The following is a 12,026-nucleotide window of genomic DNA, read 5'->3' on the forward strand; positions in this document are numbered from 1 at the left end:
ATTTCATTACAAATAAATGTTAAAAATTATTTTATTGGGTTGGATTGCTGGTATTGCAGTCATGGGGCATCACTTCACTGTTGTTGGAATGACATGGTGGATTTGGTTGGCTATTGCAGTTGCAATATTTAGTTTTGGGTTATACAAAAAAGAATATTATTTCTATCACCCTTTTTATAAGGCATTCGTTTTAATCAGTGCAAGTTGGGGCTTATTTGCTACAGGCTATCATTTTGCAGATTCTGCATTAGAGCAACGACTTCAGTTGAAAGAGTTTGAGGCACAGCCTTTTGAAGCGATTATTTATATTAAAAACATAGATGAATTAACCGAAGATGGTCATAAACAAGTTGCTGAGGTTCTGAATCGGCATGATCAACCTGTTAATTGGTTGCTCTACTTGCAAGAAAATAAAGGTCAGTTGAAGCAGAAGCTATCTTTACAGTTAGGTCATTATTATCGAATTTATGGTCAAATTAAGCCTGCACATAGCTATGCGGTTGCGGGTGCATTTGATCAGGAAAAATGGTTTTTGCAGCAAAATATTATGTCTGCATTTTCAGTGCAGTCTATTCAACCATTAAGCTCTGATGAAATTTACCGTTTGGGTTATCAACAATATTTAAAGCAACAAAAAAGTATGCAAGCCAAGTTGTTATTGAATGTTGAAATCATGCGTTTGGACTTTCGGCAGATGTTGAATACTTCAAACTTGCAGCATAAAGGTTTACTTTTAGCTTTGCTGACAGGTGATGAAAGCCTGTTACCCAATACCTTAAAACAACAATTTCAACAGCTTGGAATCTCGCATTTATTGGCGATTTCAGGCCCACATGTATTGATCTTTGCTTTGATGCTGACTTGGTTTTTACAACGCTTGGTACAACGTTATTGTCCACAAATATATTTATGGCAGCCGAGACAAATTTTGGTGTTATTGCCATTTTTGTTGAGTGTGCTGTTCTATGTTGCATGTGTTGGTTTCGAAATTCCTGCGATGAGAACGCTCTTAACGGTCTTGATTGCGAGTCTTTTTCTTTTCTTTCAGCAGTCAATTCGACCGTTTAGCATATTGATTTATAGTGCAAGTTTATTATTGCTGTTTGATCCCTTTAGTATCTTATCTGCAGGTTTTTGGCTCTCCTATGGTGCGTGTTTTATTTTACTTAGAATTTATCAAACCATCGCGCAATTACCACAAGATCAGCCGATGACATGGACACAAAAAATATTTTTAGCTGCTAAAGCTCTGATTGAATCTCAATCTAAAATTTTTATCGCATTACTCCCTTTGGTTTTGATCTTCTTTCAGCAAGTCTCTTGGGTTGCCCCATTGAGTAACTTAATTGCAATTCCTGTACTGAGTGCTGTGGTTGTCCCATTGGATATTCTTGCTGCGTGTGTTTGGCTCACCATTCCAGTTGTAGGAAAGTTTTTATTCCAACTTAATGATTTTGTATTGTCTTTATTACTGTGGATGCTTGATACGTTACAGCAGATTGCACCTCAGTTATATGGTGTAAGTTATACGCCGTTGATGATGCTAATGTTTATTCTTGGTCTGATCATTTTATTTATGCCAAGAGGAACGATTCCGAAAGCTTGGGCTTTGATTTGTTTTCTGCCGATATTGCTTGGTGTGAAAGCACAACCAACAGTTTTAAATATTTTAGATGTAGGGCAAGGACAATCTATTCTTTTACTACATCCCGAACAAACCGTCATGATTGATACGGGTGGTTCGTATAATGAAACTAAATTTAGTTTAGGTGAGCGCGTTGTTATTCCATTTTTAAGGCAACAAGGCATACGTTATTTAGATCATGTGATCTTGTCTCATCTTGATCAAGACCATAGTGGTGCATTTCCAGTGATCCAAAAAACCTTTGCAATCACTCAGGTACAGTCAAATGAATATGATCAAAAAATGCAGTTCAAAGATAATTTTTCATTTTGCCAACAAGGTCAGCATTGGTCATATCCTAATCTGAACATTGAAATTTTATTGCCTAGATCGGAGGAGCTGATTTATGCAAAGGATCAGCAAAATGAATATTCTTGCGTGGTGTATTTACAATTTTTGAATGCACAACCTTATCAAAACTTTTTGATTATGGGCGATGCAGGTTGGGAGGCTGAATATAAATTATTGCAGCAATATCCCGATTTAAAAGTGGATGTTTTGATACTGGGGCATCATGGTAGTAAACATAGTTCTGCTTATGATTTTCTAGCGATGTTAAAACCTAAATTGGCAATTGCCTCAGCAGGGTTTGATAATCGTTATGGTCATCCGAGTCAGGAATTAAAAAACCGTTTACAAGCTTTAAATATTCCATTGCTGACGACAGTTCAAGCAGGAACGATCAGCTTTGTTTTTGAAAATGGCAAAGTTGAACTCAAACAACAAAGACAGCAAATAAGATGGCTGGAGAGAAAATAGCCTAAGTTATTTGTATTCGATTTACATTCCTGAAAGCCATATTCTATGTAATCGAGTTGACTCGGCTTAAGTTAAATATTCTCTTGTTGTTGAGCCTGTCTACGAACTTCAGCAACCTTCGCTAAAGCCTCATCAGCATCAATATCATAAATCTGATTTAAGCTTGGGTGAGCGCTAAATCGTTTATAACTCCAATGATAATGCATAGGATAGCGTTGGATTAGATTTTCTAAAGTTTGATGAATGAGCAGTGTACCATCTTCAGCACTACCTTCATAAATTTGGGGGGTGATGGGCTCGATATACATATCAAAGCCACCTTGATCATTTCTGATTGCATAAAGTAATAACGTGCGTGCTTTTGTTTTTTGAATCAACTTTGCACTTAAACTGCTAGAGGCAAGTGGTAGACCAAAATAATTGACCATATCACCACCATGATCAGGGGTGTGATCAGGTAAAATAACGGTTGTACCACCTTGTTTTAACGCTTTAAAAATCTGACGAACACCACTTTCATCAGTAGGAACAAGATTTGCTTGCTCACGACTACGTGCATCACGGACAAAACGGTCAGCATCGGGATTTTTAACAGGCTTATAAAGGATTGTCATTTGTGTGTACTTCGATAGCCATGCATTCATAACTTCCCAAGTTCCAAAATGAGGAATGACGAGGACTAACCCTTTTTGCTGTGCTAAAGCTTCATGAAAATAATGCTCGCCATGAATCTTTTGAATACGCTGAATGTTTTTCTCATTTGATGCCCCCCAAATGCTCACAAATTCAAAATAAGAGGTCAGTTCATTTTTAATTGCTTGTTTTTTTAATTGATTTATTTCTTGTTTAGATCGTTCAGGAAATGCAATTTGTAGATTGAGCTGTATGATTTTTGATAGCTTGGAAAGCTGAAGTGCGTTGATTAGTAGCGCAACAAAGCGTGCTATAAAACGACCTAATACAAGTGGTTGATGACTCAGGATTTGTATGAGACGGTAATTGCTATTTGTTGATTTTGGGTGTGCCATATATCAAACATTAAAAAAATTACAAGAGAAGAGTATAGCGTATAAAATAATTATAAGTTAAAACAAGTTATTTAAACAGTTTTCTATAAATCCGCGTATATAATAAAGCCACTTTACAATATATTGGATTGGAATCATATGTCCGATTGGCCACCAAAACCACAAAATGAACCTACAAATAGCAATAATGTGACAGGTAAAGAATGGCAAATTTTAGAAAAAGCTGTTTTAGCTTCTGTCGAAGAACAACGTCGTAGCCGCCGTTGGAGCATTTTCTTTAAATGCTTGGGCTTTGCATATTTACTTATCGTATTGATTGCAATGACTAAAGGGTGTTCGACCTCAGCAGAGAAATCAACCACGAATGTGAGCAGTGACCATTTAGCTGTTGTTGATATTGTTGGAACAATTGACTCGTCAAGCAGTCAATCTACAGTCAATAGCGAAGATACCAATAAGGCATTAAATCGTGCATTTGAGGCGAGTGGAAGCAAAGCTGTTGTTCTAAATATTAACTCTCCTGGTGGTTCACCAGTCCAGTCTGATGAGATTTGGCAAGAGATTCGTTATCTGAAAAAACAACATCCAGATAAAAAAGTTTATGCTGTGATTGGTGATATGGGGGCATCTGGTGCTTATTATATCGCTTCTGCGGCAGATGAGATTGTTGTCAATCCATCAAGCTTAGTTGGCTCAATTGGTGTGATTATGCCGAATTATGGTTTGAGTGGCTTAGCACAAAAACTAGGTGTTGAAGACCGCACTTTAACTTCTGGGAATAATAAAGATATTCTGAGCATGACGAAACCAATCAATCCTGCACAGCAAGCACATGTACAAGCAGTTTTAGATAATGTGCATACACACTTTATTAATGCAGTCAAAGAAGGTCGTGGTAAACGTTTGAAATCAAATGATCCTACAATTTTCTCTGGTTTATTTTGGACAGGTGAGCAAGCAATTGCACTTGGCATTGCAGATCGTAGTGGTAGTATTACTACGTTGATGCGTGATCTTAAAGTAGATCAAAAAGTGGATTATACCGTTCAACGTAATCCATTAGAGTCTATTTTAGGGCGTATGGGTACGAAAATTGGTGAGGGGATTAGTAGTTCTCTTACAGCACAATTGGAAACCCAACAAAACGCAAAAATACAATAATGTATAGATAGTCATGTATTTCGATTAAAGCTTGGCTTTATTGAAAAATATATTGCTCATACTCAGGCTGTGAAATTCACAGCCTTTTTGTCCTAAATGTAACTGGACAGTTCTCCCTTTTAAATTGCAAAGCATTTGCAGCGCGAGATAATCGACCCATCAATACATAAATTGAAAGACAAGCTTATGAAACCTTTGATTCATTTTGCACATGCCAATGGTGTTCCTTCTAAAGTTTATCAAAAGCTATTTGACCAGTTAAAAGATCAATATGACATTATCTATGTGGCAGAGATTGGCACGGATAAACGCTATCCGATTACACATGGTTGGACGTATTTGGTTGATCAAATCATTGATAGTATTGTGCAGCAATCACAAGGTCGAAAAGTCATTGGTCTAGGGCATTCATTGGGTTCTGTATTGACATTAATGGCGGCTTATCGTCGTCCTGAATTATTTTCTCAAGTGATCATGCTTGATCCACCATTTATTATTGGTAAGGCTTCTTTTGCTTTTCATCTTGCTAAAGTGTTTAAGCCTAAATTGGTCGATAAAATCACACCAGCAGGTCTATCGGTACGTCGCCGTGATCATTGGGAGTCTCGTGAACAAGCCGCAGAGTTGTTGAGTTCAAGAGGATTCTATCAACACTTTGATGCAGATTGTTTCCAAGCTTATATTCAGCATGCTTTGACTCATGATCCACTGAAGGGGGGGGTGACCTTGACTATTCCAAAAGTAGATGAAGTTGCGATGTTTAGAACAACACCTTCGATGTGGTGGTTACCTATGCCAAAGCCTAAAGTACCTGTTCATTTGGTCGTTGGTCGTGAGAGTGTGTTCTTAAAACAGAAACTTCCTCAAGTCGCACAGCGAAAATTGGGTATTCCTTTCTCCGTTGTTGAGGGCGGACATATGTTCCCATTAGAGCATCCGACTGAAACTGTGGAAAAAATTAGAAGTTTGATTAATTTCTAAATGCAACATGCCGATAAGAAAGTATGTATTTTCGATCTATCTTAAATACATACTTTGGGTTTTATATGCTTTGATCTAAGAATTTTTGTGTTTGATTTAGATCATCTAAAGTTAATTCACTATTTTGTATATATTGAAGGATTAATAATGCTAAAAATTTGAAAATTTTGATATTAGATCCAATATCACTATGAGCAGCAAAACAAAAGTTTATTTTATATAAATCATTAAATTTCATCTGATTGGATATTTCTAATATAAATTTTTGTAATTCTGTAGCATATTCAATTGGCAAACCATATTTTGCTTCATCAAGTTCATTCAGAAAATCAGATTGAAAAAGACGATTTTCTAAATTACGGTTTGTTAAATCTAGGATGATTTCACGATTTTCTAAATTTATATCCACTTCTGCACCCAGTAAACCATAGAGAAATCTTCCGCCACGAGGTTGAAACAATTCGAGGACAATTGTGTATTTGCGATACGAAGACGATGGTGGGATATCTGTGAAAGGTAAAATCGGAGAGTTTTGAGTCCAAAGCTTTATATGTAGCTGATTTTTCAGTATAAATTCAGATGTGCTCATTTTAGGCTGAAATCTAATTATTTAAAAATTAAGAATTATATTTTTCAAAAAACGCATCCGAAGATGCGTTTTATTTTTAGAATTGAGCAAACTGAATTGGTCGTTCTAAAGGTTTTTTATTGAAATAGGCTTGACCATTTGTCCAAGTGAGTTGACCGTTACATAACCACTCTGCAACTTGAGGGTAGATAAAATGTTCCAACTTATGCACACGTTGCGCTAGGCTGTCTACAGTATCATGCAAACTTACTTGAATTGCAGATTGCGCAATACTTTGTCCAGCATCAAGTTCAGCAGTGACAAAATGAACGGTGCAACCATGCAGGCGATCTCCAGTATTTAATACGCGTTGATGTGTATTAATCCCTTTATAAACAGGGAGGAGAGAGGGATGGATATTTAACATTTTACCTTGCCATTTGCTGACAAAGTTTGGCGTTAAAATACGCATAAAACCTGCAAGGATGACGAAGTCAACTTCCCATGCAAGCAATTGCTGATGCATAGCATCGTCAAAGCTTTCTCGATCTGGGTAATCTTTATGTGAAATAACAGCGGTTGCAATATTGGCTTTCTCAGCACGTTGTAATGCATAGGCATTAGCTTTATTTGAGAGTACACCAATGATTTGCCCCGATAGATTTGCATCTATCAGGGCTTGTAAGTTGCTACCATTGCCTGAGACAAGTACAGCAATTCTCATTATGCAAAGATCACGCGAATTTTTTCGTCTGCACCTTCAACTGATTCAGCATTTTCTTGGATATGACCAATTTTCCATGCTTTTTCACCTTGAGCATTTAATAGGTCAATTGCTTTATCAGCTTCGCTTGCATCAACAGCGATTACCATACCAACGCCACAGTTAAATGTACGATACATTTCAAAGCGTTCTACATTACCTTCACGTTGTAACAGTTGAAATAGTTCTGACCATTCCCAGCTTGATTCATCAATTACAGCTTGTGCGCCATTTGGAAGAACGCGCGGTAAGTTACCTGGTAAACCACCACCTGTGATATGAGCCATTGCATGGACATCAACTTGTTTGCAAAGTTCGAGTACAGGTTTTACGTAAATGCGTGTTGGTTCCATTGCAACATCTGCAAGTGGACGACCATCAACGATCTGAGTTAAATCAACATTCTTAACATCTAAAATTTTGCGTAGTAATGAGTAACCATTTGAGTGAGCACCACTTGATGCAACACCGATGAGTACATCACCAGATTTTACTTTAGTGCCATCAATAATTTTACTATGCTCAACTACACCAACAGCAAAACCAGCAAGATCATAATCTTCGCCTTCATACATGCCTGGCATTTCAGCAGTTTCACCACCAACGAGTGCACAGCCAGCAAGTTCACAACCTTTACCAATACCTGTTACTACATTTGCTGCAACATCAACATTCAAATGACCTGTTGCATAGTAGTCTAGGAAAAATAATGGTTCAGCACCACAAACAAGTAAATCGTTTACACACATTGCAACAAGATCTTGACCAATCGTGTCGTGACGATTTAGGTTTAACGCTAAACGTAATTTTGTACCTACGCCGTCTGTGCCAGAAACCAATACAGGTTCTTCATAGCCTTTTGGAATTTTGCATAGTGCACCAAAACCACCAAGACCGCCCATTACTTCAGGACGAGTGGTGCGTTTAGCGACAGATTTGATACGATCGACCAGTGCGTCGCCCGCTTCAATGTCGACGCCCGCATCTTTATAGCTTAAACCAGTATTTGGGGTAGAAGTTGAGTTGCTCATAGTGAAGTCTCCGCATTGGCGGCAGATTATAACCTGAATATACGAAACTCTTATGTTATTTATGCTCGAAAATGCTATCTTTAATTAAATTTTTTTCCCATTTATAACGATTACACGAAAAAAGGCTAGATTTTATGCAAGATCAGGTACTACGTCGTATCTTTATCCTCGCTGGACTCGCATTATTACTCTGGGTGTTATACCTATTAAAACCAGTTGTGCTGCCATTTGTAGCCGCATTCTTTATTGCTTATTTGTTTAGCCCTCTAGTTGATGTTCTTGTTAAATTTAAGTTACCTCGCTGGCTTGCAATTAGCCTCGTATTTATTGGTATTGGTGTCACGGTAACAGTCGTTTTATGGTTCTTAGTACCTTTGGTTTGGAAACAGTTGATTTATGCTCGAGATAGTATTCCAGCAGGCATTCATTGGGTGAATGGAAACTTTTTACCTTGGGTATCCCATACTTTTAATGTCGTACCAATGGAGCTGGATACTGAGCAGATTTCAAAAGCAATAATGGAGTATATTCAAACCAATTATAGTGCGGACAGTATTCAAACTTTTGCTCTACGTTTAGCTCAGTCTGGTTTGAACTTTATTCAACTTGGTGGGGTATTTATCCTTATTCCAATTATTTCTTTTTATTTCTTACTTGATTGGGAGCGAATGCTTCAGAGTTTTCGCCGTTTGATCCCACGTCCTTATGAAACATCTACTTTAACAATCGTTAGCGAATGTCATAGTGTACTTGGCGCCTTTGTGAAGGGACAATTTCTTGTAATGTTTCTACTTGGTATTGTTTATGCGGTTGGTTTACAACTTATAGGTTTGGAAGTTGGTTTGATCATTGGCATGATTGCTGGTTTAGCAAGTATTATCCCGTATTTAGGCTTTGGTGTTGGAATTATTGCCGCAGTTATAGCAACTCTTTTCCAGTTTGGTTTAGATTGGACACAACTCCTTCTTGTTGGTGTTGTTTTTATGATTGGGCAAATGATAGAAGGCTATATTTTACAACCTTTTTTATTGGGAGATAAGATTGGCTTATCTCCTGTAGCTGTGGTCTTTGCAGTATTAGCTGGGGCACAACTCGCGGGATTCTTGGGGATGTTAATTGCATTACCTGTTGCTGCAGTCATTGTTGTCTTGCTTAAACATGCTCGAGAAAATTATGAAAAGAGTAAACTGTATGGATTACCAGTCGTTGTTGTGCAAGGTGAGACCCAGCAGATTCAGGGCAGAGTAGAGTATACTGAGCTTGATATTGAAATCAAAAACTCGCAAGATACAGAGCCATCAAATTCGAATGATTTAAAGTAATTGGGGAAAACATTAGCTATATGCGTCAACTACAACTAGACATAGAACCTCAATTGGATGCCCGAATCAGTGATTTTTCGGGGCCAGGTTGGGGACCTGTCGTTGATGCAATTCGACAACTACATACTGGGTTAGTGAATCGGTTTTATGTTTATGGTGGTGCTGGAACTGGTAAAAGCCATTTACTCACTGCAATTTGCGATTCATATTTAGAATTAAGTCGCCCCGCAATTAAAGTATCATTATTAGAATTATTGGATGCGCCCATTGAAGCAATTACTTCACTCGAATTTTATGATTTAGTTGCTTTAGATGATATAGATGCAATTAGTGGTGTACCTCACTGGCAAAAAGCTGTTTTTCATTTGATGAATAATCATGAGGGGCAATTGGTATTTTCTTCTCGTGTAGCACCCATAGAATTAAAATTAGAACTACCTGATTTGCAGTCTAGATTAACGCAAGCAGTCAGTGTGAAAGTTCCAAATGGTAGTTCATATACAGATCGACAAGCATTGCTTCAATCTGTTATGACTCGACGAGGGATTCACTTTGATCAACAAATAGTAGACTATTTATTAAACAATGGGCCACATCAGGCATCTATTTTATTACAAACACTTGCTCAACTTGAAAAAATGTTAAAAGGCGAGAAAACCAAACTCTCAAATACAACATTGAGGCAAATTTATGCATTAATTGATGAATATCGCTAATCGCATAAAAATTCTTGAGTAATTTTGACAGCTATGACAAAGTACGCACAAAGGAATGTGGTTGCAAATTTGTAGTTTGCAATACTAAGAAAAATGAAAAATAGAAGGAGAACGGTATGCTCAAACGGACGCTTGCCTGCGCTTTATTTGCGATTACTGGACATGTTTATTCTGCGGATATTCAAGTCACAACATTAGTTGATGAAGACAAAGATGATACCGTTTGCTCATTACGTGAAGCTGTAACATTTTTAAATAATCGCGCTCAAAAAGAGTATGAAAATGGTTATCATGGTTGTGGTAATAAAGATGCCTCATCAATCATTATTTTACAGCGTGACAAAGAGTATTTAATAAATAAATCTATAGAAATAAAAGCTTCGCTGACGATTAATGCGGAGAGTAGTGGTGATTTTAATGATAGTAAAAAGGGTTTAAATAACCCGACTCTGAAGATGGTCGGTGCTGATAGATTATTTTTAATTGATGATGGAAGTATTGAAAAGGAATTAATTGAAGTATTTTTTAACGAGTTAAATTTAAAAGGTTCATCTAATAAAATTAATGATGGTGGTTTAATCTATAATCGTGAATCACTAAGTATTAGATACTCTAGGTTGACTGATGGTTCAGCCAATAGAGGTGGTGCAATTTATAATGCTGGTATTTATTCAAGTACACAGAAAACGGCCGGTTTTGTTAGTTTAAATAGTACTATTCTACAGAATAATAAAGCTGATCGTGGCGCTGCTATCTATAGTGAAATGCCACGTTATATTATATCTCAATCTGTAATTAGAGATAATGAAGGTACATCAGCACCTGAAGGTTCTATATTGTATGTACAAACAGGTTTCACCGATGAAACAATAGGGGCTGCACTGTATACTGGTATTTCTGGGTTGAGAAATACAACTATATTTCACAATAAAGGCGGGTATATCGCTAATATTCGTGAAGGTATGATTTTAAATAATATAACAATGATAAAAAATGCAGGTGGTTTATATTTGCAGGCACCACAATGGACTTCAACGACTACGAGTGGTACGACAACCACAACGACTAAGCAGCCAAGTGCATATATCTCGAACAGTATTATTGTAGATAATAATAACAATAATTGTATGGCTGCTGCTGGTGATGAATCGGTAATACAAAGCAACTTGGTTGCAGCAGAATGTAATTTAAACCCTCCTAGTGCGCGTCCAAATTTTCTTTGGAATAAGAATGATCCTAAGCATAAGTTAATTGCTGGTGGCGTGGAAGACCAGGGTGTATGTAATGCACCACCTGCGGATGGTTTGTTATGTCCTTATTACACACCGAAAGATCAAATGCTAGGTTTTTTTAGACCTCGATTATTAATGTCTTATCTTAAACTTTCTGATTCATTGATTGTAAATAAAGGTCGAATCTATAGTGATGGTAGTACAGTTGGATTGGCAGGCTGTGAAACAGTTGATCAACGTAGTAAAAATCGAAGTGGTTATGATGAGTTCTGTGATTTAGGTGCTATTGAATTAACTGTTGATCGCGCAGATATCGCGGTTGCAGGTCAAGATATTTTATATGGACAGATTGCCAAATTTAGCATTACAGATAGTCTTTTGGATGGTGAACTGATTGACCCAGAATCATGTAAAGCTATTTTAAATATGGAAAAAGATAAAAATGGACAACCATGGCAGCCTGGCTGTTTAGAGATTGTACAGACACAAACATCTTCTAAAGGTAAATTGACCTTAGATCAAGATGGAAATGTGATTTATGTGCCTAATGGAAATTGGCATGGTGCAGATAAATTTAATATGCGCATTATGACAACAACCACACGTTTTAATGATGTCTCAAACTATTACATTACAATTCCTACAACTATTGTCCAAGATCCACCAAATAATTTTCAAAGTAAGACTGTCAATGTTAGTGGAGGAAGTATTGGTTTCTCTGCGATTTTCATGTTACTAGGGTTAATTGGTTTACGTCGATATAAAGCTTAATCAGGGATGA

The 12,026-nt window shown here is 37.1% G+C and carries 10 protein-coding genes; 6 read left to right on the plus strand and 4 right to left on the minus strand.

All coding sequences use genetic code 11. The features are described from left to right. Positions 1–16 precede the first annotated feature (16 nt). On the plus strand, positions 17–2,443 hold the full coding sequence (locus C502_RS0101860; RefSeq protein ID WP_018677165.1) for a DNA internalization-related competence protein ComEC/Rec2: 2,427 nt from the start codon (positions 17–19) through the stop codon (positions 2,441–2,443). Between the two features lie 71 nt (positions 2,444–2,514). Here C502_RS0101860 and C502_RS0101865 read toward each other — a convergent pair whose 3' ends face one another. Continuing rightward, positions 2,515–3,471: a lysophospholipid acyltransferase family protein gene (locus C502_RS0101865; protein ID WP_018677166.1), complete on the minus strand. Its 957-nt coding sequence runs from the start codon at positions 3,469–3,471 to the stop codon at positions 2,515–2,517. A 138-nt stretch (positions 3,472–3,609) separates the two neighbouring features. Here C502_RS0101865 and sppA point away from each other — a divergent pair, with 138 nt between their 5' ends. Further along, positions 3,610–4,632 (plus strand): signal peptide peptidase SppA, encoded by a 1,023-nt coding sequence (gene sppA / locus C502_RS0101870; protein ID WP_018677167.1) that lies wholly within the window; start codon positions 3,610–3,612, stop codon positions 4,630–4,632. A gap of 186 nt (positions 4,633–4,818) precedes the next feature. Then, positions 4,819–5,613: an alpha/beta fold hydrolase gene (locus C502_RS0101875; RefSeq protein WP_018677168.1), complete on the plus strand. Its 795-nt coding sequence runs from the start codon at positions 4,819–4,821 to the stop codon at positions 5,611–5,613. Between the two features lie 61 nt (positions 5,614–5,674). Here C502_RS0101875 and C502_RS0101880 read toward each other — a convergent pair whose 3' ends face one another. The 3 genes from C502_RS0101880 to purM all read right to left on the minus strand — a co-directional run bounded on the left by C502_RS0101880 (position 5,675) and on the right by purM (position 7,975). Further along, positions 5,675–6,202: a hypothetical protein gene (locus tag C502_RS0101880; protein ID WP_018677169.1), complete on the minus strand. Its 528-nt coding sequence runs from the start codon at positions 6,200–6,202 to the stop codon at positions 5,675–5,677. 76 nt (positions 6,203–6,278) lie between these two features. Then, a complete protein-coding gene (gene purN, locus C502_RS0101885) occupies positions 6,279–6,908 on the minus strand; it encodes a phosphoribosylglycinamide formyltransferase (RefSeq protein ID WP_171067601.1) in 630 nt (209 codons plus the stop codon). After that, positions 6,905–7,975, minus strand: coding sequence for a phosphoribosylformylglycinamidine cyclo-ligase (gene purM / locus C502_RS0101890; RefSeq protein ID WP_018677171.1), 1,071 nt, complete (start codon positions 7,973–7,975; stop codon positions 6,905–6,907). The genes purN and purM overlap by 4 nt, the downstream gene beginning before the upstream one ends. A 134-nt stretch (positions 7,976–8,109) precedes the next feature. Here purM and cxpE point away from each other — a divergent pair, with 134 nt between their 5' ends. The 3 genes from cxpE (at position 8,110) to rbtA (ending at position 12,016) form a co-directional block, all read left to right on the plus strand. Continuing rightward, complete coding sequence (gene cxpE / locus C502_RS0101895; RefSeq protein ID WP_018677172.1) at positions 8,110–9,297, plus strand: chloramphenicol efflux transporter CxpE; 1,188 nt, start codon at positions 8,110–8,112, stop codon at positions 9,295–9,297. A 20-nt stretch (positions 9,298–9,317) separates the two neighbouring features. Continuing rightward, a complete protein-coding gene (gene hda / locus C502_RS0101900; protein ID WP_018677173.1) occupies positions 9,318–10,013 on the plus strand; it encodes a DnaA regulatory inactivator Hda in 696 nt (231 codons plus the stop codon). 116 nt (positions 10,014–10,129) lie between these two features. Next, positions 10,130–12,016, plus strand: a complete 1,887-nt coding sequence (gene rbtA, locus C502_RS0101905; protein WP_018677174.1) for a rhombotarget A — start codon at positions 10,130–10,132, stop codon at positions 12,014–12,016. The last annotated feature ends 10 nt before the right edge of the window (positions 12,017–12,026 follow it).

The organism is Acinetobacter tjernbergiae DSM 14971 = CIP 107465 (assembly GCF_000374425.1).
In the GTDB taxonomy this organism is placed as follows: Bacteria; Pseudomonadota; Gammaproteobacteria; order Pseudomonadales; family Moraxellaceae; genus Acinetobacter; species Acinetobacter tjernbergiae.